Source organism: Paenibacillus wenxiniae (assembly GCF_039822605.1).
Classification (GTDB): Bacteria; Bacillota; Bacilli; order Paenibacillales; family Paenibacillaceae; genus Saccharibacillus; species Saccharibacillus wenxiniae.
In genome coordinates, this window is the sequence record NZ_JBCGUH010000012.1 from 57,053 (window position 1) to 80,280 (window position 23,228).

The 23,228-nt window shown below is 46.1% G+C and carries 20 protein-coding genes; 17 read left to right on the forward strand and 3 right to left on the reverse strand.

Annotated elements, in window-relative coordinates:
- Positions 1 to 38 precede the first annotated feature (38 nt).
- The 9 genes from AAHF22_RS18325 (at position 39) to AAHF22_RS18365 (ending at position 11,364) form a co-directional block, all read left to right on the forward strand.
- A complete protein-coding gene (locus AAHF22_RS18325; protein ID WP_347326473.1) occupies positions 39 to 1,067 on the forward strand; it encodes an agmatine deiminase family protein in 1,029 nt (342 codons plus the stop codon).
- Positions 1,068 to 1,261: 194 nt separating this feature from the next.
- Entirely contained in the window at positions 1,262 to 2,140 is an 879-nt protein-coding gene (gene aguB / locus AAHF22_RS18330) for an N-carbamoylputrescine amidase (RefSeq protein WP_347326474.1), read from the forward strand.
- A gap of 394 nt (positions 2,141 to 2,534) precedes the next feature.
- Positions 2,535 to 3,530: a hypothetical protein gene (locus AAHF22_RS18335; protein WP_347326475.1), complete on the forward strand. Its 996-nt coding sequence runs from the start codon at positions 2,535 to 2,537 to the stop codon at positions 3,528 to 3,530.
- 480 nt (positions 3,531 to 4,010) lie between these two features.
- Positions 4,011 to 4,865 (forward strand): aldo/keto reductase, encoded by an 855-nt coding sequence (locus AAHF22_RS18340; protein WP_347326476.1) that lies wholly within the window; start codon positions 4,011 to 4,013, stop codon positions 4,863 to 4,865.
- Between the two features lie 396 nt (positions 4,866 to 5,261).
- Positions 5,262 to 5,762, forward strand: a complete 501-nt coding sequence (locus tag AAHF22_RS18345) for an SRPBCC family protein (protein ID WP_347326477.1) — start codon at positions 5,262 to 5,264, stop codon at positions 5,760 to 5,762.
- A 43-nt stretch (positions 5,763 to 5,805) separates the two neighbouring features.
- Positions 5,806 to 6,267 (forward strand): SRPBCC family protein, encoded by a 462-nt coding sequence (locus AAHF22_RS18350; protein WP_347326478.1) that lies wholly within the window; start codon positions 5,806 to 5,808, stop codon positions 6,265 to 6,267.
- A gap of 274 nt (positions 6,268 to 6,541) precedes the next feature.
- Positions 6,542 to 6,724, forward strand: coding sequence for a hypothetical protein (locus AAHF22_RS18355; protein WP_347326479.1), 183 nt, complete (start codon positions 6,542 to 6,544; stop codon positions 6,722 to 6,724).
- A gap of 391 nt (positions 6,725 to 7,115) precedes the next feature.
- Entirely contained in the window at positions 7,116 to 10,583 is a 3,468-nt protein-coding gene (locus tag AAHF22_RS18360) for a PAS domain S-box protein (protein ID WP_347326480.1), read from the forward strand.
- 13 nt (positions 10,584 to 10,596) lie between these two features.
- The gene (locus AAHF22_RS18365) at positions 10,597 to 11,364 is read left to right on the forward strand and encodes an NAD-dependent epimerase/dehydratase family protein (protein WP_347326481.1); all 768 of its coding nucleotides are present in this window, start codon (positions 10,597 to 10,599) and stop codon (positions 11,362 to 11,364) included.
- Positions 11,365 to 11,872: 508 nt separating this feature from the next.
- Here the strand turns inward: AAHF22_RS18365 and AAHF22_RS18370 are convergent.
- Positions 11,873 to 13,468 carry a methyl-accepting chemotaxis protein gene (locus AAHF22_RS18370; RefSeq protein WP_347326482.1) on the reverse strand — a complete coding sequence of 532 codons (1,596 nt, stop codon included), beginning with the start codon at positions 13,466 to 13,468 and terminating at the stop codon, positions 11,873 to 11,875.
- Positions 13,469 to 13,762: 294 nt separating this feature from the next.
- Here AAHF22_RS18370 and AAHF22_RS18375 point away from each other — a divergent pair, with 294 nt between their 5' ends.
- Together AAHF22_RS18375 and AAHF22_RS18380 are read left to right on the forward strand one after the other, a co-directional pair.
- The gene (locus AAHF22_RS18375; RefSeq protein WP_347326483.1) at positions 13,763 to 14,044 is read left to right on the forward strand and encodes a GNAT family N-acetyltransferase; all 282 of its coding nucleotides are present in this window, start codon (positions 13,763 to 13,765) and stop codon (positions 14,042 to 14,044) included.
- Between the two features lie 131 nt (positions 14,045 to 14,175).
- Positions 14,176 to 14,742 carry a DUF420 domain-containing protein gene (locus tag AAHF22_RS18380; RefSeq protein WP_347326484.1) on the forward strand — a complete coding sequence of 189 codons (567 nt, stop codon included), beginning with the start codon at positions 14,176 to 14,178 and terminating at the stop codon, positions 14,740 to 14,742.
- Between the two features lie 305 nt (positions 14,743 to 15,047).
- Here the strand turns inward: AAHF22_RS18380 and AAHF22_RS18385 are convergent, their stop codons facing one another.
- Positions 15,048 to 15,350, reverse strand: coding sequence for a hypothetical protein (locus tag AAHF22_RS18385; RefSeq protein WP_347326485.1), 303 nt, complete (start codon positions 15,348 to 15,350; stop codon positions 15,048 to 15,050).
- Positions 15,351 to 15,985: 635 nt separating this feature from the next.
- Between AAHF22_RS18385 and AAHF22_RS18390 the strand changes: the two genes are divergently transcribed.
- Positions 15,986 to 16,834 (forward strand): formate/nitrite transporter family protein, encoded by an 849-nt coding sequence (locus AAHF22_RS18390; protein WP_347326486.1) that lies wholly within the window; start codon positions 15,986 to 15,988, stop codon positions 16,832 to 16,834.
- Positions 16,835 to 17,169: 335 nt separating this feature from the next.
- Positions 17,170 to 17,715 (forward strand): glutathione peroxidase, encoded by a 546-nt coding sequence (locus AAHF22_RS18395; RefSeq protein WP_347326487.1) that lies wholly within the window; start codon positions 17,170 to 17,172, stop codon positions 17,713 to 17,715.
- Between the two features lie 316 nt (positions 17,716 to 18,031).
- Here the strand turns inward: AAHF22_RS18395 and AAHF22_RS18400 are convergent, their stop codons facing one another.
- The gene (locus tag AAHF22_RS18400; RefSeq protein WP_347326488.1) at positions 18,032 to 18,187 is read right to left on the reverse strand and encodes a hypothetical protein; all 156 of its coding nucleotides are present in this window, start codon (positions 18,185 to 18,187) and stop codon (positions 18,032 to 18,034) included.
- A gap of 371 nt (positions 18,188 to 18,558) precedes the next feature.
- On the opposite strand from AAHF22_RS18400, the gene AAHF22_RS18405 reads away from it, so the two are divergent.
- The 4 genes from AAHF22_RS18405 (at position 18,559) to AAHF22_RS18420 (ending at position 22,994) form a co-directional block, all read left to right on the forward strand.
- Positions 18,559 to 19,392 (forward strand): sensor histidine kinase, encoded by an 834-nt coding sequence (locus AAHF22_RS18405; RefSeq protein ID WP_347326489.1) that lies wholly within the window; start codon positions 18,559 to 18,561, stop codon positions 19,390 to 19,392.
- Entirely contained in the window at positions 19,385 to 20,050 is a 666-nt protein-coding gene (locus AAHF22_RS18410) for a response regulator (RefSeq protein WP_347326490.1), read from the forward strand. The genes AAHF22_RS18405 and AAHF22_RS18410 overlap by 8 nt, the downstream gene beginning before the upstream one ends.
- Positions 20,051 to 20,235: 185 nt before the next feature.
- Positions 20,236 to 21,966, forward strand: a complete 1,731-nt coding sequence (locus AAHF22_RS18415) for a copper resistance CopC/CopD family protein (RefSeq protein WP_347326491.1) — start codon at positions 20,236 to 20,238, stop codon at positions 21,964 to 21,966.
- 221 nt (positions 21,967 to 22,187) lie between these two features.
- Positions 22,188 to 22,994: a YcnI family copper-binding membrane protein gene (locus tag AAHF22_RS18420; RefSeq protein WP_347326492.1), complete on the forward strand. Its 807-nt coding sequence runs from the start codon at positions 22,188 to 22,190 to the stop codon at positions 22,992 to 22,994.
- The last annotated feature ends 234 nt before the right edge of the window (positions 22,995 to 23,228 follow it).

The following is a 23,228-nucleotide window of genomic DNA, read 5'->3' on the forward strand; positions in this document are numbered from 1 at the left end:
ACGGACTATCCTATGATGAATAAAGGTGAACATAGATCATGAAACCAATCGATTTGAAATATATGATGCCTGCCGAATGGGAAGCACACGAAAGAACAATTCTTGCCTGGCCAATGATCGGTTCGATGTCATATCCAGATGATTATGCGGATGTATGCAATGGCTATCAGGAGCTGATCAGCGCGATTGCTGAATTTGAACCGGTTACGCTTGTCGTAAGTCCGGATGATCTGGAAAAGGTACAGAGTCTGTTTGTCGGTCAAGCTGTCGATTTCCTGCCACTGGAGCATGATGATGCCTGGATGCGCGATAATGGACCAACGATCGTGATGAATGAACAGGGTGAGCGTGCCGGTATTAATTGGGGTTTTAATGCATGGGGTGGTAAATATAAAAACTGGGATTTGGATAACGCGGTTGCACCGGAAGTGTTGAAGCATCTAGGCTTACGTCAATTCGATGCACCACTTGTACTGGAAGGCGGCTCTATTCATGTGGATGGCGAAGGCACATTGCTGACGACCGAAGAATGTCTGCTGAACGTAAACCGTAATCCAGAGCTGAGCCGTGCACAGATTGAGCAGTATGTGAAGGACTATACGAATGTAGAACAGATCATCTGGCTGAAACGCGGTCTGTCCGGCGATGAAACGGATGGTCATGTGGATAATGTGGCATGTTTTGCTGCACCGGGTAAAGTGATTCTGCAAGTATGTCATGATCCTGCCGATGATAACTATGAGATCACACAGGAAAATCTGCGTATTCTGGCAGACGCAACCGATGCTAAAGGTCGCAAGCTGGAAGTGATTGAGATCGAACAGCCACCGCTCGTCATGCATGATGATCAACGCCTGACGCTGAGCTATCTAAACTTTTACTTTGTGAATGGCGGTATTATTTTACCTGTATTTGGCGGTACAGCCGAAGCAACCGATCGCAAAGCGATTGAAGTCTTGCAACAGGTATTTCCAGATCGTCGTATCCGTACCATTAACGGTATGGCAATTATTCGCGAAGGCGGTAACGTCCACTGCACAACCCAGCAAATTCCTGCGGGCAAATAAGCAGTCGCATGGGCATGAGCTTGAGCCTTTCCAGTAGCTGTATTCACTGGTTATGGCTTGTTATATCATGATGGTTTGTTATATATCGGTACGCTTAGTAAAACAGGATTTATTATTCGAAGTGAGCGGGTCGTGTATATCTTAGGATGTCACGACCTGCACTCGCGTTCATATAGGAAGGGTGACTACACTACATGAGAAACGTAAAAGTAGCAGCTACTCAAATGAGCTGTTCCTGGGATATTGAAGACAACATCCGTAAAGCAGATGCGCTCGTACGTGAGGCTGCGGCACAGGGTGCACAAATTATTTTGCTACAAGAGCTATTCGAGACCCCTTATTTCTGCCAGAAAGAAAAAGCGGAATATTATCAGTATGCAACTGAGCTGGAACAAAACAAAGCGATTAACCATTTCCGTGAGGTAGCGAAAGAGCTGCAAGTTGTGCTGCCGATCAGCTTCTACGAGAAAAAAAACTATGCGCGTTATAACTCGCTTGCCGTGATCGACGCAGACGGCGAAGTGCTGGGTAAATATCGGAAAAGTCATATTCCAGACGGTCCGGGCTATGAAGAAAAGTTTTATTTTAACCCAGGCGATACCGGCTTCCAGGTGTGGAATACCCGTTATGCGAAGATCGGTGTCGGCATCTGCTGGGATCAATGGTATCCTGAAGCAGCACGCTGTATGTCGCTGATGGGCGCAGAGCTGCTGTTCTATCCGACCGCAATCGGTTCCGAGCCGCAGGATGCAGGGATTGATTCCAAAGATCACTGGCAAGCATGCATGCTCGGTCATGCAGGCGCAAACTTGATTCCGGTTATCGCTTCCAACCGCATCGGTAAAGAAGAAGATGAGGATTCCTCGATTAACTTCTACGGTTCTTCCTTTATCGCTGGCCCACAGGGCAACAAAGTACAGGAAGCCGACCGCAGCAGTGAAGGCGTACTCGTCGCTGAATTCGATCTGGATCTGCTCGAAACACAGCGTCTGGAGTGGGGCATCTTCCGCGACCGCCGTCCGGATTTGTATGGCATGATTGCAACATATGATGGCGAGCGTCGTTTTAAGTAAATCATGAATAATAGTAACGTATAGATCAAAAAGGCTCATTCTTCTGTAGTGGAGAATGGGCCTTTTTTTGGTACAATTCATAATATATCCAATAAGATGGTGAGGTGAATATTGTATAGAACAGCTATCTTTGATCATTATCGTTTTATCATTCAGTGCGATTACATTGTTATGTTTTTGGGAAAAACAGCTAGTTCCTTTTCTCTACCGGAAATTCCCCAAACTATACATGCGAACCGATCTATTAAGACTGGAATCCCTATATCACAACAACCATTGGCGACTTTCATCTATTCTGACTATTGTGATGTCTTTATACAATCGTGGCATCGTTATCATCCAAGATGAACAACAAAGTCGAACTCGACCTGCAACTGCGCTGGATCTTCGGTTTATGCTTCAGAATCAGTACGTTGCTCGGTTACGCGCTGACGAAAGATATATGATCAATACGTTATTTTACAAAAAGAAAGGTACCGTCTTCACCATTCGTTCGATCGTTATACCTGATTTTTCCAATCCTAGTCTCTGGTTCAGGTTGGATTATTATTTTGCACGCTTTGATCAATGGTTCTATCATTTAGCACAGTGGAGCAAGCTGATTCAGAAGCAATATGGGTATTCGGAGTTACCAATACATACATGGAGACGAGATAGCCTTATTTATAGCAGTTATGCGGTCGCTTTATTTTTGCAGATGTATGGTATGGAGCAGGGTCTTTTAATCGATTCGTCATCCATAACGTCTTTCATTCCTTATTGGATGGGACTGTTTGCTAGTTTAGCAATATGGATCGGTATGGTCTTTCTCGGTTCTTCTATACTCATTCGCTATCCGTTTGTTACCCAATGTTTGTCCTGGTTCAGCAATAATAGCACGCTAAATGGATTGAAAAAAATAGCGGCAGTTATTATTATTTTCAATCTTATGATGCAACTGGTTCGTGAGCCTTCTACCGTAGCAATGCAATGGACGGCGCTGGCGATCGTAGTATGTATCGTCGTGAGCTACTGTTTGCCAGTACATGCTTTACGTATACCGATCGATCTGCTCAAACAACAGCTTATGCACGGCGGCTACCAGCATGTGACTGATCCAAAGGTTCTGGAATGGCTCTTACAGGCAAGTATAGTGATGAAATGTGGTCATACATTTCTGACGACACATCCGCAGATTGCTAAAATAGCTGCCCACCATACGGAATATGCCATGCTAGCGCATGCTCATCTTATGGTACAGGCGGTCGAACATATCGACACTTCTGTAATTGCTTTTGCCAATTATGAAGAAGAGTATAGTGAATATTATGAATATGGGCCTGAGGATATAACAGTATGGCGTGAACAATCCGTTAGCCGTGCACGGTATTATATGCGTCATGGATACTGAAAACAACGTAATATCATAGTATGATCGATGGATTACAACAGAGCTTTTGTGGTGGCAAATGAGCCATTGCAGAAGCTTTATTGTTTGTTTCCAGTATGTCCACGGGGTTATTCTTTTCTTCCGCCCTATCCGGCTATGATTAATTATTCCATTCCTTTTATTCTTACCACCCCATAACGGTTAATGGGTAGTTAGAAATACACCATAACCGCCTACCTGTCGATCAACGATAGGTATGTGTCTTGTATCGGTAAACATGTATCGCTGTATGTGCACATATCATATATCCATCTACTAAGCGAAAATAAAGCATAGGCACGCCAACTGGCTATAGTTCTACGACCTAGTCACTGCCAATGGACGACAAATGAATCGCCAATTAACTAGAAGCCTATGGCAACTCCACCAGATACCAATAGCCACTATACTACGACTCACTTACCCATCAACGAATCTCAATATAAAGAAAGGGGAACAATCATGCTCAAGCAAACGATTACACTACCAGACGGAACCGTACTACCTGCGATCGGGCAGGGCACATGGAATATGGGGGACGATCATTCGCGTCGTGTGGAGGAAATAGCTGCGCTGCAAGCAGGCATCGATGCAGGTATGAACGTGATTGATACAGCGGAAATGTATGGCGAAGGGCGCTCTGAGGAATTAGTGGGCGAAGCGATCCGTGGACGGCGGGACGAAGTGTTTCTCGTTTCCAAAGTGTATCCGCATCATGCAGGTGGTCACAAGCTAGTACACAGTTGCGAGCAAAGCTTGAAACGACTCGGCACCGACTACTTAGATTTATATTTGCTGCACTGGCGCGGAAGGATTCCATTGCAGGAAACGGTTGAGGGCATGCAGCGTCTTATGGCAGATGGGAAAATACGTCGCTGGGGCGTATCCAATCTGGATGTGGACGATATGAACGAATTGATGCGTATTGGTGGCGCGGAGCAATGCGCTGCCAATCAGGTATTATATCATCTCGGTTCGCGTGGCATTGAATATGATCTGCTGCCGTGGCAACAGGAACAGGGTATGCCGGTGATGGCGTATTCTCCGCTGGCGCAAGCAGGTTCGCTGCGGCGCGAACTGATCCAGCATCCGGTCGTACAGCAGATTGCTGATGAACATGATGCAGCGCCATTTCAGATTATGCTGTCATGGTGTATTCGCAGCGGTTCGGTGATTGCCATTCCAAAAGCGTCCACGGTTGAGCATGCTAGCAGCAATGCGCAAGCGGCTGCGATTCAGCTGAGCGAGCAACAGTTACAACGACTGGACGAAGCTTTTCCGGCTCCACAGCATAAGGTGACGCTGGACATGGTTTAAAGGAGCATCCTAAAATAGCATCACTTTATCGCATAGATGCTATTTGCGTATCGGCTTTTCGTTGCTATGTTTCGTAGGTAGTCCATCTATGCTTGTTGTATACAGTCTACCTATGCTTGCTTACACAGGGATTTATTTCGCAATTTCGCAAGTGTGCTCTTTTGATACTCGTCCTTTAATCAAGTTTATGCCCTTTATTAAAGTTGTCGAACTAAAGCTCTTGAACTAAAGCTCCTGAACTAAAGCTCCTGAACTAAAGCTTATGAACTCAAGCTCGCGAACGCCAGAAAGGGTAATCTGTACATTTTACAGAACATATACTCATTTGGCAGGGCGTAGCAGAGGCAGAACGCATCCATTCATCATAGACGAACCGAACAGGAAGGTGGAGACAGCGTGCAGCATCATTATTTATTCATTAGCAGCTGGACAGTAGGCACTTCAACAGACAAGTTATGGGAGATTGCAGATCATATTGAAGATATCGATTGCTGGGATAATGTCGTGTTTGAAAAGGTGAAGCAAGGACATAGCGCTGATGGGATTGGCGATGTGTTCCGCTGCACGTTCAAAACGAAAATGCTGTTTCACCTGTCGATCTACCTGAAAGTGACGGACAAACGCAAGCCGGATCAATTCACATTGGAAGTTGAAGGTCCGCTAGCTGGAACAGGCACCTGTTTTATGAAGCAGTCGCCGGATGGACGTCAGACCAAGCTGCGCTGTGAATGGAAAGTCAGGCTGCATCATCGGGGGCTTCGGCTGATGAATCCGGTCATGCGCCCGGTGTATACATGGAGTCATGATAAAGTGATGGATGAAGGTGTGCAGGGCGTAGCTGCCCGTCTGAATGCTCAGGTAAGTCAGCCACATCATGAAACGATTGTGTATCGCTAGACCGCAGCAAGCTATCGATCATCTAGGGGATGGAGGATTTGAGATGGGGAAGTATCAGTTTACACATAGTTGGCGACTGCAAACAACGACCCAGGCGGTCTGGGAGCGTATTAGTGATTTTGAAGCGATTGAAGACTGGGAAGGTGTCACCTTTCAAAAAGTGTACCATCATGGGCATCCACAAGGTGTCGGCGATCATTATCGGATGCATATTCGGACGCGGTTTGGCTATCGGCTGGCGTTTCAGTTCAGTATTGTCGAGAAGCAGGAGTGTGCATTAATTCGTTTGGAGGCAACAGGCGATCTGCACGGTTATGGTATTTTCCGCTTGGAGCAATGTGGCGATTGGACGATGCTGCACTACTACTGGGAAGTGCAGACGACCAAACCGTGGATGAAATGGTGCGAACCGTGGCTTAGACCATTTTTTATCTGGAATCATAATCAGGTGATTTATCGCGGTATTCAAGGGTTAACACAGCATTTGAAGGTGCAGGTGCCTTAATAGGAGTACGAAGAGCTTAGACAAGTACCACACAGAGCACAACCGTACACAGATCACACAGATTTCAGACATCACTAGAGCATACAGATTACACTGGGAAGTAGACAACGAATTTCAAGCTCACTATTTCAAGCTCACTGAAATGAAAGGAAGTACGAATCGATTGTTTATTTCTGGCGGCTACGGGTAATCTGTAAATAAGACAACATCAATCATGTACATGTAATTCCATATGATTTACACCGTACTTACACATCAGAGGAGGATGAACAACATGACAGGAAGAAAAGCGTTGTGGACGACAATTGGACTGGGTGCTGTATACTTGATGCGTAACAAAAATGCACGTGATAAAGTAATGACTCAAGTGCGTAACATTTCCAACTCTATGCGCCAGCGTAAAAGTGAAGCGCCAGGTACAACAACGAGCACATCGATGAATTCGACGCTCCGTTAATTTCAGTACTTTATTCGGCGAGCCGCTTGTACATCCATCATGGAGAGCCGTCAGATGACGACAACCGGCAAGCGTGAAACACCGGGCTGCAATCAAGGCAGTCCGGTGTTTTTTATGACCAGAAATGGACAGAAAAGGGTAATATTTAGAGACGTTAATCATACATATGTATATTTTTCGGTAATCTGGGTAAGCTCGTATTCGGCGCTTGATTTAAAGGGTAATTGGCAGTATATCGAGGAGAGTAAAGAACTGTTATACTGCATTTGGTGAGCAATAGAACAGGTATACATGGCTTTAGTCGAAGCGGATCAAATAGCGAGTGATGAACGAATCATCACTCGTGTAGATACACATAGAGGCAAGTGGGTTTTCAATGGAGGGGAGCAACATGATTAACCAATCAGGGCATGACCGTATGCTATATGAACATATTTATCGGACTGCCTCTGTCGGGATTGCCATTATTGAGCCGAAGGAGGGAGCATGGCTTGGTGTCAATCCAGCACTGTGCCTGTTGCTCGGCTATGAGGAGGATGAATTGAAGCGATGTGGTGATGCTGGGCTGCAAGATAAGCAGCAGGGGACCGCATTACTAGCCTATATGACGATTGCTGAGCAGGCGCTTCATACCTCGGGCGAGCACTACTGCATGCAGCGGGAATTTGTGCACCGTAATGGACAACCTCTACGAACAGGGATCGAATTATCGGTGATCCGTGATGAGCATGGAGAGGTCGTTTACTATATCGCTCAGTTTCAAAAGCTTGAGCCATTGCAACGACATACGAATATACCGAGAGCGGATCGTGAGATTTATCATCTGATTACGGAAAATGCGAAAGATCTAGTGTCGTACAGTAATGCCGATGGCATTTTGCAATATGTGTCCGAATCATTTTACAGTGTGCTGGGCTACAAGCCGGAAGAAATGGTCGGTCAGACGCGCATGTTGTATTATCATCCAGATGATGCCAGAGATATGATGAATAGCGGACAGGCTTACCTGGATCAGGGCATGATTACACGCCGCTTGAAGCATAAGCAAGGACATTATTTGTGGTTCGAGATTTCGTTTCAAGTCGTGCGTGATGAGCAAGGCTATATTAGTAAAGTGCTCGGGATCGGTCGCAATGTGAACGACCGGATCAAGTATGAGGCGAGCTTGCGCGATGTACAGCGTATCGCGCGAATCGGCTCGTGGGATTGGAATATTGCAGCCGGTACGATTAGCTCCAGTAAGGAAGCGCAGCAGCTATTTCCGTATTTATTTCAAGAACCAGAGGTGCCAGATCGCTCCATCTCCAGGCTGATTTATCCGGCTGATATGGAGGGACTGGCAGCTGCGGTTCGGGCATCGTTTGGTGAACAGCGAACCGGGATGCATATTTTCCGTGTCGCCTTACCGGATGGAGAAATGCGTTATTTGCAGTCCCACTGGCAGGTAGCGACAGATCATAATGGTACACCGATTCAGGTGATTGGGATGACACAAGACATTACTTCACGTATTGAAATGGAAGAGCGGCTGAAAGAAAGTGAACGTCAATATCGTCTGATCTCCGAGCAGTCACTCGACTTTATTAGTCGTCTGTCTGTCGAGCATGCCCTGTATCTATATTGCTCTCCAGCCTGTCAGACGATACTCGGTTATCGTCCAGAAGAGCTGACCGGAACATCGATTATGGATTATGTACACCCTGACGATCTGGAGGCCATTCGTCATTATATGACGATGTATACGACGGATGAGCAGCCGAGACCAGTCAGTTACCGTCATCGCCATCGTTCAGGTGGTTATGTATGGCTGGAAGCGTCAGGACGCTTTATTGGTAGCGGCGATGGTGGAGCAGAGCAGTTGTTATCGATTGCGCGTGATATTCAGGAGCGCCGCCATTCGGCACAGCTTATTCAGGAAAGTGAGCAGCGCTACCGCTCGTTGTTTGACTATAATCCGGCAAGTGTATTTTCGTTTGATACACAGGGGCGGTATACGACGATCAATGCGGAGATGGAAAAGCTTGTTGGACGCACGGAGGATGAGTTGATTGGACGCTCATTTGAGTGCTTTGTGGCACCGGAAAATGTATACGATACCGTGGAACATTTTGAACGTGCATTACAAGGAGAACCACAATCGTATGAATCGCGTGTCGTTGTAAAAAATGGTGATGCTCGCGATGTGAGTGTCGTTAATTTACCGATTGTCGTGGATGAGCAGATCGTCGGCGTATACGGAATTGCGACCGATATTACAGAGATGAAGCGGCATCTGGAGCAGATCGAAAAGCTAAGCAATGAATATACGTTAATTCTCAATTCGGTATCCGAAGGGATCTTCGGGCTGGACAATGAAGGCCGTACAACATTTATCAATCCAGCGGCAACGCGAATGCTCGGTTTTAGCACATTGGAGCTTGCTGGACAGCCATTGCTGGAAATGTTCCAGCTTACGCACGCGGATGGAACGGCTTATTTGCCACAGGATCATCCGATCGATCGCGCGCTGCGCGAAGGGACTTCATATGAGGAGCAGGAGGCGGTCTTTTTACGTAAAGACGGTTCCAGCTTTATGGTGTCGTATCGCATCACACCGATCTGGGATCGCGGCAAGCGCAAAGGCGCTGTTGTCGTCTTTAACGATATTACGAATGAGAAGCAGATTATTCGTGCCAAAGAGCTTGCCGAGCGCGCAGATCGTGCCAAGTCTGAATTTCTGGCGATTATGAGTCATGAAATCCGAACGCCAATGAATGGCATTATTGGGATGACCGGACTGCTCGCTGATACCGAAATGGATGAGGAACAGCGTAGCTATATCGAGATTATTCGGGATAGCAGTGATGCGCTCTTGCATATTTTAAATGAAATACTGGACTTTAGCCGCATCGAAGCCGGTAAAATGTTACTGGAACATACACCGATTCAGTTATTGCCATTGCTGGATGGTGTGCTGGATCTGTTCACGTCACGCGCAGCTGAAAAAGGCATCGAACTCACCTGCCATACTGACGAGCATATTCCCAAATCGATTATCGGCGATGCGTCTCGCTTGCGGCAGGTGCTGGTAAATCTGATCAGTAATGCGATCAAATTTACGGATAATGGCAGTGTCCATGTGGCGGTACGTCAGGCCGAGCGTCGTCAAAATGAGTGTGTACTGGAATTTGAAGTGAGTGATACAGGGATTGGAATTTCGAGTGATAAGCAAAGCTTATTATTCCAGTCGTTCTCTCAACTGCATCCTTCCATTAACCGCAAATACGGTGGAACCGGGCTTGGACTGGCAATTTGTAAAAAGTTGATTGAGCTGATGGGCGGTACGATCAATGTGGAGAGCGAAGAAGGTAGAGGAGCAACATTCCGTTTCCTGTTACCGGTGCATTATTTACCGGATGATTATGCGACAGAGGTTACGAAAAAGGAGCATAGACAAGAGCTGCCTGCTGAAGGGCAGGTCGATGGTAAATATGGTCCACTACGGATTATGGTCGCTGAAGATCATCCGGTAAATCAGAAACTGTTACGCGAAATGCTGCGTAAAATGGGCTATCGAATCGATATTGCTAACAATGGACAGGAAGCGGTCACGCTCGCCATGTCACGTCCGTATGAGTTGATTTTCATGGATATCCAGATGCCGGAAATGGACGGAGTTGAGGCGACGCGGGAGATCAGAGAGCGTCTGCCAGAGCATGAGCAACCTGTTATTGTCGCTACGACTGCATTTGCTCGCAGCTCGGATCGCGATATGTGTCTCGATGCGGGCATGCAGGATTTTATTAGCAAGCCGCTTCGTTTGCAGGAAGTCGAGCGAATTTTGAAAGAGTGTGCGTTCCATCTTCATCCCCTGGATTAAAAGGAGGAGCATTATGACACGTAAACTATTGATTACAGGAGCTAGTGGCGTTATCGGAAGCGTACTATTGGATGGCTTAAAGGAACATTACGATGTGGTTGGAGCCGATGTACAAGCAGACGAGTCCAGAGGCATCGTACCACTGGATGTGACGGACGAGCAGCGACTGAGCGAGCTAATGAATGGAATCGATACGGTGCTTCATATCGCCTGGAAAAAGGATGAAGACGACTTTCTCGGTGTGGCGTTGCCCGTTAATGTAGGTGGAGCGTATCAGGTATATGAGGCAGCACGCAAGCATGGTGTACGCCGCGTGATCTTTGCCAGCTCCAACCATGCGACAGGCTTCTATCCAGTCGGTGAAGAGATTGATGTGAACGATCCGTATCGCCCGGACAGCATCTATGGACTGAGCAAATGTTATATTGAACTGCTCGGTCGCTGGTACGCGGATCGTTATGGTTTATCTTCGTTTAATGTGCGAATCGGTAATTTCCCGGGTGATGATCGCCCTCATTCCGAGCGTTCCATGCATATTTGGATCTCGGAGCGCGATATGATCCAGCTAATGCGCTGTTGTATCGAAGCGGATGACGATCGTAAATATATGAATCTATACGGCACATCTGCCAATACGGACAATTATTACGATATTGGCTATCTCGAGCAGGAGATCGGCTACAAGCCGCAGGATAATGCAGAGGACGTGCTTGCTGGGGAAAAAGGACAGTCTGAACTCAAGCAGGATGAGACGATCTATCAAGGCGGTCAGCAGCCGTAAAGGTAGTAATACGTTAGCAGTAAGTAGCAGTAAGTAGCAGTAAGTAGCAGTAAGTAGCAGTAAGTAGCAGTAAGTAGCAGTATAGTGCTAGTTCATTCCTATGCACGTAACCTGATTGATGCGCAGTTGAAGCGAGTGAGTTATATGTGTGATAGATTGCATATGACACCTATGGCATGTGTTCACGATGCACATAGTACAAACTATGTGATGTGTTAGCGAGGCATATAATACCAACTGCAAACGATCATAAAGTGCGATTATAAAACGATCCCAATATCGTGGATAAGAGACGGACCCTATCGATAAAAAGCGACACATCACACACCAAAAAGCTACACAAAAAACCGATGCGCTCAGCAGTATGTGAGCACATCGGCTTTTTCGAATGTAATTATCGATGATATCGTTTCCATTTATTGCAGCATAGCTTCCTGTAGTGATCTGCTGATCATCTACGCTATCGTGCGCAAATCATTCGTACAGCCGCCTTTTACGCTGCTTATACTTATACTCTAAAACGAGATACCGAATCGTTCAATTCTTCTGCCAGCTGAGCGAGCGAGTGCGAAGATGCTGCGGTTTCTTCCGCAGATGCCGCTGATTCTTCGCTGGCCGCAGCGATATTTTCAACAGACAACATCACCTGACTGGCCTGTGCGGATTCTTCTTCACAAGCCGCAGCAATATCGTTCACTTTGAGTGCAGAATCGTTCACCATACGCAAAATGTTCTGGAACGCTTCACTCGTCTGATTTGATTGGCTGGTGCTCTGCTGGACAGACGTAACACTATCCTGCGTATTCCGCTGCATCGTTTTAATAATGCTGGCGATCTGTTTGGTCGCATCCATACTGCGCTCGGCAAGCTTACGCACCTCATCCGCCACGACAGCAAAGCCTTTACCTTGTTCACCCGCACGTGCCGCTTCAATCGCTGCATTCAAAGCAAGCAGGTTCGTCTGATCGGCAATATCGTCGATCACGTCCGTAATTTCGCCAATACGCAGCGAATCTTCTTCCAGGCGACGAATAGAATCGTTCACAGCCTGCATACTGACCATCGATTCATTAATAATCCCACTCCCCTGTTGGGCGACTTCCATCGTATGATTGGACAATTCGGCAGCTTCGCTTGCACTGGTAGCTACCGCTTCGATCGCGGTTGAAAGTTCACGGAACAGCTCGTTAATCGTTGTAGCGGATTGTGCCTGATTGGTGCTGGCATTGGCAATTTCTTCAGTTGTAGCAGAGATTTCCTGAGAAGATGCCGCTACACTTTGAGCAGACATCGTAATTTGGGAGATCAGGTTACGCAAATTTTCCGCCATAATATTGACCGAATTAGAAAGTTGTCCAACTTCGTCTTTACGGTTAATATCCGATTTGCCGCTCAGGTCGCCATCAGCAAAATGAGCAATGAGCGCAGATAGTTTTTTAAGTGGAGTCGCAATATTGCGTGTAATAATGAGAGCAAGCAGCAAACTAAGTAAAATGACCACAATAAGTACGATAATGGTGACGAGTCGAGTCGATTGGTAGGATGTGTTGGATTGATCATTGGCTTGTTTGGCGAGTGTATTATTGACTGCAATAAGCTGGTCAATCTGATCGGAAGCAAGATCACCGATTGGTTTAAGCTCGGTATCTTTAAAGGTGATAAATGCGGTACGACCCTGATCACCAGGAACTCGAGCGAGTTGGACAGCCTGATCAAATACAGTTAAGTATTTAGCGTACGTTTGATTAAATGTAGTTAGCTCTTGTTGCTCCTGGGTAGAAGTGGCGAGTGGAGTATAGACAGCCAGACTTTTATCGATACTTTCTTTTAAAGATTCGATCTTATCCAGGTAAGACTTCTGAATCGTAGCATCGGAATTCATATTCACATCGCGCAAATTCACCCGCAGACGTTGATAATAGATCTGTATTTCGGACAGTGTGCGGACAGAGACTAAATTGCTGGTATACACTTTATTCGTCTGCTGACTACTGGAATATAGATTTTGTAGACTGTATACGCCAAAAGCGAGAAACGTCAAAACAAGTACGAGAAAAGCGGAAATAATTTTGGTTGCAGTGTTTAAATCACGGAACCATTTCATGTATTCATCCTCCAATTTTAACCATGTTATATAATATATGTCGTATATTTTTTAGAAAAAATAATAGATGGATGGATAAAATGGTAATTTTTTATATTCTGTATTTGTAGAATACACAGGTTTGCCTTATTTTTACAAGCAACATGGATAGGATGATTCGTTGGCGAACGTGTTTCGTGATGTGGTATAGCGGGGATAAAGGAATAGACATATCACACAGCTATCGATCATCGTTCTACTTTCCAAAAAATATCGATGCTGTCTATGACTTTGATTCCTGAAGGAGTGAAATCGATGCATAACATCGTTGAAACTGAAAATGGATTGGCTGTACAGGTAGACGGACAACAAAAAGCAGAGATCGGCTTTGGCCCTTATGATGATCAATCGATCATTATTGATCATACATTTGTAGCGGAAGAGCTGCGTGGGCAAAAAGTAGGCGAGGAATTGGTCAAGCGTGTCGTTGACATTGCACGTGAACAAGGCAAAACGATCGTTCCGGCATGCTCTTATGCGCTGGCGCAATTTAAACGCCATGAAGAATATAGCGACATCTGGCGTAAAGAGTCCTGAGTGATCCAGCATCCGCAAAAAGTTCAAACTGTTGTCACCAAAAGCTTGGTTCGTGTTCGATATTTAAAATATAATGTACATTGAGGATGTACCATATCCTGAGTCTGAATCGCAAGGATGGGAGAATACTTATGGGCAAAGGAACACAAACAGGCAATCTCAAGCCGACAACAAATAAAAACTTTGCGGGGCTGATCATTACCGTATCGATTATTGCCAATGTGATTATTCTGTTGCTGTTTTTCGCACCAGGGATCGGTTACAAAGGTTCACTCGATTTCGATATTACGATTCTGCCACGTATGAATGCGATCTTTAACAGCTTTACGTTCATTTTTTTAGTAGCGGCATTGATCGCAATTCTTAAAAAGAACATTAAGCTGCATCGCGGATTTATTCTAGCGGCATTCTCGACGACACTGTTATTTCTAGTTACGTATCTTTCGTTCCATTATCTGTCCCCGGAGACAGCACGTTACGGTGGTCAGGGTATTATTCGTCCGATCTACTTTTTTATTCTGATTACGCATAGCTTCCTGGCGGCAGTTGTCGTGCCACTGGCGCTGTTCGCGCTCGTGTGGGGCTGGACGATGCAGATTACGAAGCACAAAAAGATCGTTCGCTGGACGATGCCGATCTGGTTATATGTTAGTTCTACCGGCGTTATCGTCTATCTGATGATGGCACCGTACTACTGATGCGTAGCTCGAAGCGTAGATAGGCATAAACAAAGTTGCTATGTATACACACAAGTGAATAAGTATAAGCAAAAACCCGCAGCGGATTAGCTGCGGGTTTTTCATATTGGTAGATGTTCAAGTCGGTTCTATCCATCAGATGACGGGTTGAATTAAAGTTGTACATCGATCTATTGGATCTGTGATCTATTTAATCTGTCTCAGCCCATGAAGGGCAGAAGCAGCTATCAAGGGAAGGTTCAAGCCGGTCAGCTACTAGAGATCAGCAAAGTCTGAATATCGGAATGAATCGGTGTGCAGCTCGCTTACTTGATACCGTCTTTGTAGTTTTTAGTCCAGTTCTTGTCGCCTACGTGTGAGAAGTCTTCAACCGTTCTTTCGAGTGTTTCCAGCAATTGTGCTTTGATTTCGGAGATGGTGTCACGATAGACGCGTTCTTCATTACCGTTGATTTTGTCGCCGTAGATTGCCATTGTAGCGTTATATTGACGGTGTTTTTCTACCAGTTCATCGATCGATTGCAGGGCATGTTCAACATAGCGAGAAATGGCTTGTTGATCTTGTGGAAGTTGTTGACACAGTTGAATGAGTTTAGTTTGGTTTGTCATGATTATTCACCTCTGAGTTTTGATTGTAAATTTACATTATCATATTTTCACACAATGTTCATTAAATTTAGCTTAAATATGTTAAATTTTTTATATGAACCGTAAGACCCTTGTGAAAATATGCTGATAAAACCTATATATCATCAAGATCAAGGACGAAAGTCACTTGAGTCTTGTTTGTTGAAAAAATGATGTGTCTAATTTGTGACTCGTGCTCTATATATTATTTTTCGGACGATGGGTTTGTAAACTTTATAGGAAATGAGACTTTTGTCGGGGAAATTCGACAAATAGGTAATTATTCCTATGTATGCGAAATGGAATGGACGAAGTTGAGAAGAATAGGAGTTATGTTAAATGGATGTTAACAGACTTTATTTACCACCTCCAGCCGGATAAGAAACAGCAGCTAAGTGAATGAGTAGGAAGACGGGTAGGAGCCTTTTGTGTATTTGTCTATACTGAAGATCACAATTTATGTGTTTGAACAGCAGGGTTTTGGGTTCAAAAAGCGAAAAGAGACATAAAGCACAGACATCGTTCTGATGGGACAAAGTACAGAATCGCTCTGGTACAGCGTGCATCAAACGATGGGGCTGTAGTGAAACGAATCTGGAACAAGTGGAGGTGAACGCATGGAAGTCCATTCTTTAAAGCAGGTCGAAAAGCTGGCACTGGAAAAAAACAGGATCTATACACAAAGTAAGCTGCGTTATGTATCTCGTTCGATGCTCGCCAGTATGTTTATCGGCTTCGGCGTCATCGTTGCCTTCAAGACAGGCAACTTCTTTTATGCGGTCGAGTCACCGGCAGCGTATCCGATGGCTGCGCTAACGTTCGGTGCGGCGATCATTCTGATCTCATTAGGTGGCGGCGATTTGTTTACAGGCGATACGTTCTACTATTCGTATGCTGCGCTCATTCGCAAACTAAGGTGGGTGCAGGTCGTCAGGCTATGGGTGACGAGCTATATCGGCAATATTATGGGGGCATGTGCATTTGCGCTGCTGATTTATTTAACAGGGCTATATGCCGATCATTCGGTCAATGGATTTTTACTTGGCGTAGTGGAACATAAAATGCAAGCGCCTACGATGCAGTTATTTTTCCGAGCGATTTTGTGTAACTGGCTCGTCTGTCTGGCATTTTTTATTCCGATGGGGCTAAAAAATGAAGTTGCCAAGCTATTCTGTATGATGTTATTCGTATTTTGCTTCTTTATTTCCGGGTATGAGCATAGTATCGCCAATATGTGTACATTTGCGATTGCGCTTGTTGTGGATCATCCAGAAACGATTAATTTTGCCGGTGTTATTCATAATCTGGTGCCGGTCACGATCGGTAATCTGATCGGGGGTTCGGTATTTATGGCGATGATGTACTATTATGTAAATAAGCCGTTTATGGATGATCCACAGCATGACCCTTCTATGGATGATAGCGAACGTTCTTCCTCGTCAGTGAAGGATGAGCACTACTATTGAAGTGATGAATTAAAAGTTATGTTTAGATGAATATAACTATCAGGGCAAATATAAACACGACGATCAATATAAACACCAACAGCAAAAAGCACTAATCAACATCAATATAAAAAGCAACATAAACAGAGCGCTGAGCGATCAGCGCTTTTTTTGCGTAGTGCATAGCCTATATAATGAATGATTTATGTGAGTGTTAGGTTTTGGCTCATATTCAGGGGACTTTTATCATACTTTTCGACAAATTTTTCTTATATGTAGTTTCAATTGCCTAGTTAATTGGTTACAATACGTTAGGCGCCATTATTATTTTACACAAGGGAGACGAGCAGAAAACGATGAGTGTATACCAATATTCCGCTAAAGCGATGAATGGGCGAGATATTTCGTTGGAAAATTACCGTGGTAAAGTGATTCTGATTGTGAACACAGCAAGTCAGTGTGGCTTTACTTTTCAATATGAAGACCTGCAACGTCTGTACGATCGTTATAAAGAGAAAGGGTTTGTTGTTCTAGGCTTCCCTTCTAACCAGTTTGCGGATCAAGAGCCGGATGGTAATGACCAGATTAATGCGTTTTGCACGCTAAACTATGGCGTTTCCTTCCCGATGTTCCAAAAAGTAGATGTGCGCGATAAACATGCTCATCCGCTGTTTACTTACCTGGCCAATAGCAAGCCTTTTGAAGGCTTTGATACAACACATTCCGTTGCGAAAATTTTGTTGCCACTGCTCCATGAACGTCATCCTGAATATTTGCCAGGCGACTCCATCAAATGGAATTTCACCAAATTCCTGATCGACCGTGATGGTCAGGTTATTCGCCGCTTTGAATCGACAACCGATCCATTGGATATGGAACAGGATATTGAAGCTCTGCTATAAATGAATGAATGACGTCCGGCTGTGTGGAGCAGGTCGTGCTGCCATGACCCGATCAGAGATAGGCTATAAGCACACACGACCTGTCCTATACAGCCGGACCTTATCCTATATACTGCCAAACAGCTAGATATTTTCATCAGAATGGTATGAATAAGTGCATCAGAACAGCATCGACCGTGACTAGAATAGCACAAAAAAACCGACTTCAACTTATGAGGTCGGTTTGTTCTATATGGTAGAAGTTTGAGGATATACGTGTTCTCGTTCGTCTCTTAACTCGTTTGGATCTGAAAGAGTATGATCTAATATGGTGCTATTAGCGGCTGCGGGAAGCGGTGGCACATTGCTTCAAATATTCCAGCTTGCGAATAATTTCCTTTTGCCATTTCCGATCACCGATATGCACAGCCAGATTGAGCAGATCGAGATAATCGTCTATTTGAAGTGTAGTCTTTTGTGTCATTGCGTTCATCCAGATTCCGTCTCCTTTTGAGGCGCGGTTCAGCGCGGCAGTCATATTGTGTACAATCTAAGGTGTTCCGTTAAGCGGTAGGCGATAGATGGTTGCCGAACAGCAAGCCAGCGATCATTATCATTCTATTCTCAAAACATCAGGAATGATAATCATTATCATATAACTTCATTGTAAGCATTCGATTAACGAATTGCAAACGATTTGTTTCAATTTTTAAAAAAATTAAGCGATGTTCACGTATTTTTCAAACTTGGGCTGTAGCCGAACCGCACTAGGTTTGGAAATGGTAGACCGAATCGACGCTTTCCGGTAGTGTGATGATTAAACGTGACCAATCTGGCGTATATTTGGATGTAAAGGAGAATACGATGTCGTATCAACATATTAAGTGGATGATTCTGTTTGTGCCGACACTGACGATTGGAATCTGGGAGTATGTGCGTCATCAATTTTTGATGCCGTATTTGTCGATGGATGCAGGCAACTGGCTATCGCCTCTAATCGTCTATATCGTGAGCATTACGCTGCTGCGCGGCTTGTTCACGATGATGGAAAATACCCGTGCCGCATTGGATCATGAGCGCATTGCCAAAGGCAAGCTGGAGGAACGGCAACTGCTTGCTGGGGAGCTACATGATGGGGTGGCACAGTCGCTCTTTTTACTCGGTGTGAAGCTGGATCAAGCCAAGCGCAAATTCGATGATCCCGAAGTGATGCAGCTACTACATGATCTGAGTCGTACCGTAGGGGAAGCGAATCATGATGTGCGGCAGGCGATTGCTGATCTCAAGCAGCCGCCACGACAGGAAGATGCCCATCAGAGCACGCTGGAAACGAGGATTCGCGAAATGGTTCCGCTTGCAGGCGTCAAGGTGAATGTGGACTGGCAGCTTGCAGACGGTTGTTTCAATACGGCGCAGCAGGCAGAATTGCTAGCCTGTATTCGTGAAGCACTGCTTAATGTGCATAAGCATGCTGGCGCACGCAGTGCAGCGATCCACGGAACAGGCGACCAGCAAGAATGGTGTGTGATCGTAGAGGATGATGGCAGCGGCTATATAGAGGATTCGCTTCAGCAGCCGGGCCGCTTCGGATTACGGATTACTGCCGAGCGCGCGATACAGCGTGGCTGGCGCTTTGAATTTCGCAGGCAGGACGGACGAACACAGTTTATACTGACAGGGGGCAACGCTCATGGATAAGGTGCGTGTACTCATTGTTGATGATCATGCCCACGCTCGCGAGGCAACGAGTGTAATTTTGTCGGAGGAGCCGCTATTTGAAATTGTAGGTACAGCGTCGAGCGGACAGGAAGCGCTTGAATTTACAGAGAAGTGGATGCCGGATCTGATCTTGATGGACATTTCCATGAAGGGAATGGATGGACTGGAGACAACCGGACTGATCAAATTACGCTTTCCTTACGTAAAAATTATTATGATGACCGTATCGGATGATGCGGCACATCTATTTCAGGCGATTAAGCAGGGAGCGCAGGGCTATTTGTTAAAAAGCTTACCGCCTTCGACATGGCTGGAATATTTGCGTAGCGTGGCGTTTGATCGGGAAGAGATGAGTCAGGAGATCGCACAGCGGATTTTGCAGGAGTTTCCGTTTGGCAAGACGCGCAGTGATCCAGCCGCAGATACATTAACACGTAGAGAACATGAGATTTTGCAATGGGTATCTTCGGGGATGACGAATCGAGAAATCGCCGCTGGACTGGGCATTTCAGAACAAACGGTAAAAAATCATCTCAAAAATATTTTGCAAAAGCTACAGCTGGAAAATCGGGTACAGCTCACCCGGTATGCACTGGAGCAGGGACTCGCCACCGAAAATAAACGGCATCGTCCATAATTCATTCAAATTTGCAGCATAAACATGGCATTTATAGCCCCATGTAGTCATTTTCAGGTGGAGCTGTTATTTGTATGATGAGAGGGAATCCATACGGAACGGAATGGTGGAATAACAGCCGCAACAGAGTAGGTAAACTAACATAAAGCAGGTGAGAGGCCATTATTCACAATATTGCTCGTTCAATGTGTACGACGATTAGCCAATCATCGAGGAGAAGTCGTCTGCATGCGATCATCAAGCTGATGCTCGTAACGATGCTTTTACTGCTGGCGGTAGGCTTTCCGCAGCAGGTGCTTGCGCATGCATCGGTAACCGAATCGTCACCGGCACAAAATGAAGTAGTACAGCAATCACCGAAGCAGATTATGATTCGCTTTAATGAAGACATTCAGCGTGCTTATTATGGCATTACGCTGCATCGTTCCTCCGGTAATGAGGTGAGCGGCATCCAAGCGTACATCGATCCAAAAGATGGCACACGCTTAGTAGCGGACTTGCCTTCTGCGTTACCGGAAGATATCTATACCGTGTCATGGAAAGCCATTTCCGGTGACGGGCATCCGGTAGAAGGCGCAATTATTTTCCAGGTTGGCAACGGTGCAGGCAAATCGCTAAAAGATGCAACCAGTGTCACGCTGGATGATAGCCGGCCGCTTAGTCCGCTATTGATCGCGATGCGCTGGGTACAATATGCAGCACAGGCGATCGTGCTCGGTGTGCTCTGTCTGCCTTTATTTCTGCTGCCGCTTGCGGCGCGCAGTGAACTGGGATGGCTACGCGAGCGGCGTTATACGTGGCTGGCGCTAGCCGGCGCGCTGCTGACGGTTATTGCGCTTGCCGCACAGTTACCGCTGCGTATCGCCTGGACAGCGGATATTCCGTTATCGGCGGTCGGCGGCGAATATGGCAATACATTTACCGGCACCGTATTCGGTAAAGTATGGTTGCTACAGATGGCGGCAGCTGTGATCGTATTGCTGCTGCTGATCGTGCGCCAGCTTCCGAGCATCAAGCCAGGGCTGCAACGTGTGCTTGGTCTGATCGCGATTGTCGTGCTGGCAGGTGGATTGCTAGCGAAGGCGTTTGACGGACATGCGTATGCGGCAGAAATTGCCGGTGTGGCGATTGCTGCTGATTATTTACACTTGTTATCTGCGCTGCTCTGGTCTGGTGCATTGCTTGCTATAGCATTGTTCCTGCCGCGTATCGTCAGAGATCATAAGGGGGATGAGCGTCGCAAGCTGTACTGGGGCGTAGTACGCCGCTTTTCATGGCTGGCGATCGGCTCAGTGGCAGCTCTGCTGGTGACTGGCATTTACGGTAGCCTGATCTATTTGCCAACGATCAATGCACTATTTAACACGGGCTACGGTCTGACACTGTTATCCAAAATGTTGCTATTTCTCGTGATGGCTGGCTTTGGTGGGATGAATTATGCTAAAGCACGCAGCCAGAAGGGCGATATCGGCAAAGATATGATCTGGGAAGTGTTAACCGGGTTCGTCGTGCTGGTGCTGGCTGCACTGCTCGTGCATTTATCACCGTATGCCGCTCCGCTCGGCAATGGCGGTGCACCGAGGGAAGTACAGGCGCAAGTTCAGCAGGTGAATGGGTATGAGATTAGCCTGCGTGTACCACCTAGCCGGATGGGGATGAATACGTTTGAGGTGATGGTCACCGACAGTCAGGGTAAACATGTGGATGTGGAGCAGATTACGATGCAGCTTCATCATCTGGATATGGCGATGGCACCGACCGATATTACGATCACCTCCAAAGACGGCAAGGATGGCATGTACGAAACACAGGGCATGATTAGTATGAACGGCAACTGGCAGGTCGATATGACGGTGCTGACGTCCAAGCTAGAATCGCTACAAGCGAAGTTTGTCCTTAAGGTGCCCGGTTCGTAGGGGAGCGGATGAGCAACCCCAATTCGGATCTGGTCTAGTATGATCGTAACGAGAGGAAGAGGGCGATGGAGGTGCTGCTTTTTTAAGTACCCATCCGATGAACAGCTTGTACGTGAGACGATGAACAGTTTGTACGCAACACGATGAACAGCGCATAAGTAACATAATGAGCACGAATAGAACAGTTTTAACTATACGATATGAAAAGGGGTATTGGATCGATGAACAAAAATTCGTTTTGGACGCGCTTTGCCGCGATCGCTTCAGCCGTTACATTAACAGGGATGATTGTATTTACAGGGGTAGCCAGTGCGCACGTAACAGTAAAGCCGGCTGAATCGATGACAGGCGCATGGGAAACGTACACGATGAAAGTACCATCGGAGAAAGATATTCCGACGATTAAAGTAACGCTGAAAGTGCCGGAAAATCTTTCCTTCAAACAATACCAGCCTGTTCCGGGCTGGAAAGTGACCACTGAGAAAAATGATGCAGGCGAAGTGTCGACCGTCACATGGGAAGCGGAAAGTGGCGGCATTGAAGCCGGTCAATTCCAACAATTCGTATTCGTTGGTCAAAACCCGGATAAGGACAGCGATCTTGTATGGGATGCGTTTCAATACTACAGCGATGGCAGTATTGTGCAGTGGACAGGGGACAAAGGCAGCGACTCGCCCCACTCGATCACCGTCGTAAGTAAAGATGGCGCTACAGGCGCAGCAGCAACTACCGATCATGGACATGATAGCGCTGGTACAGCAGGTAGTGGTACAGAGAGCGCTACAACCGGTACAGAAGCAACTGGAAGTACAGAGGGCATGGCGACCGGTACAGAAGCGAGTGCGGATACAGCAACTACTGGCGAAACAACAGATACGATGACAGCTGGCAACAGTGCAGCCGCTACGACAGCTGCTCCAGCGGCAAATAGTGGGATGCAGACCGCCACACTGGTCATTGCGATCGTTGCGCTGATCGCTGCTATCGGTGCTTGGGTCACAGCTGCACGTAAACGGGGTACAAAGTAAATTTTCCACCACAGCATCGGCTCTGTGTAAGTAGCAGAGCAGGATCATTTGCATCGATGTAGATGCATGATTGTGAATAGTGGAGAATCGATGTATGGAAACAGAATGTATAGAAACAGATAGATAGAGATAGTGATATATTGGAACAGCCAGATCGTAAAATGATATAACGCATAACGCATGACGTATGACGTATGACGCATAACGCATAACGCATGACGTAGAACATGGAAC

What these genes read in the sequence shown, in the direction of transcription:
- AAHF22_RS18365 (WP_347326481.1), top strand. Translation starts at nt 10,597, where the DNA reads ATGACACGTAAACTATTGATTACAGGAGCTAGTGGCGTTATCGGAAGC.
- AAHF22_RS18340 (WP_347326476.1), top strand. Translation starts at nt 4,011, where the DNA reads ATGCTCAAGCAAACGATTACACTACCAGACGGAACCGTACTACCTGCG.
- AAHF22_RS18420 (WP_347326492.1), top strand. Translation starts at nt 22,188, where the DNA reads ATGAACAAAAATTCGTTTTGGACGCGCTTTGCCGCGATCGCTTCAGCC.
- AAHF22_RS18350 (WP_347326478.1), top strand. Translation starts at nt 5,806, where the DNA reads ATGGGGAAGTATCAGTTTACACATAGTTGGCGACTGCAAACAACGACC.
- aguB (WP_347326474.1), top strand. Translation starts at nt 1,262, where the DNA reads ATGAGAAACGTAAAAGTAGCAGCTACTCAAATGAGCTGTTCCTGGGAT.
- AAHF22_RS18390 (WP_347326486.1), top strand. Translation starts at nt 15,986, where the DNA reads ATGGAAGTCCATTCTTTAAAGCAGGTCGAAAAGCTGGCACTGGAAAAA.
- AAHF22_RS18385 (WP_347326485.1), bottom strand. Translation starts at nt 15,350, where the DNA reads ATGACAAACCAAACTAAACTCATTCAACTGTGTCAACAACTTCCACAA.
- AAHF22_RS18325 (WP_347326473.1), top strand. Translation starts at nt 39, where the DNA reads ATGAAACCAATCGATTTGAAATATATGATGCCTGCCGAATGGGAAGCA.
- AAHF22_RS18395 (WP_347326487.1), top strand. Translation starts at nt 17,170, where the DNA reads ATGAGTGTATACCAATATTCCGCTAAAGCGATGAATGGGCGAGATATT.
- AAHF22_RS18375 (WP_347326483.1), top strand. Translation starts at nt 13,763, where the DNA reads ATGCATAACATCGTTGAAACTGAAAATGGATTGGCTGTACAGGTAGAC.
- AAHF22_RS18370 (WP_347326482.1), bottom strand. Translation starts at nt 13,468, where the DNA reads ATGAAATGGTTCCGTGATTTAAACACTGCAACCAAAATTATTTCCGCT.
- AAHF22_RS18355 (WP_347326479.1), top strand. Translation starts at nt 6,542, where the DNA reads ATGACAGGAAGAAAAGCGTTGTGGACGACAATTGGACTGGGTGCTGTA.
- AAHF22_RS18360 (WP_347326480.1), top strand. Translation starts at nt 7,116, where the DNA reads ATGATTAACCAATCAGGGCATGACCGTATGCTATATGAACATATTTAT.
- AAHF22_RS18380 (WP_347326484.1), top strand. Translation starts at nt 14,176, where the DNA reads ATGGGCAAAGGAACACAAACAGGCAATCTCAAGCCGACAACAAATAAA.
- AAHF22_RS18335 (WP_347326475.1), top strand. Translation starts at nt 2,535, where the DNA reads ATGCTTCAGAATCAGTACGTTGCTCGGTTACGCGCTGACGAAAGATAT.
- AAHF22_RS18400 (WP_347326488.1), bottom strand. Translation starts at nt 18,187, where the DNA reads ATGAACGCAATGACACAAAAGACTACACTTCAAATAGACGATTATCTC.
- AAHF22_RS18405 (WP_347326489.1), top strand. Translation starts at nt 18,559, where the DNA reads ATGTCGTATCAACATATTAAGTGGATGATTCTGTTTGTGCCGACACTG.
- AAHF22_RS18415 (WP_347326491.1), top strand. Translation starts at nt 20,236, where the DNA reads ATGTGTACGACGATTAGCCAATCATCGAGGAGAAGTCGTCTGCATGCG.
- AAHF22_RS18410 (WP_347326490.1), top strand. Translation starts at nt 19,385, where the DNA reads ATGGATAAGGTGCGTGTACTCATTGTTGATGATCATGCCCACGCTCGC.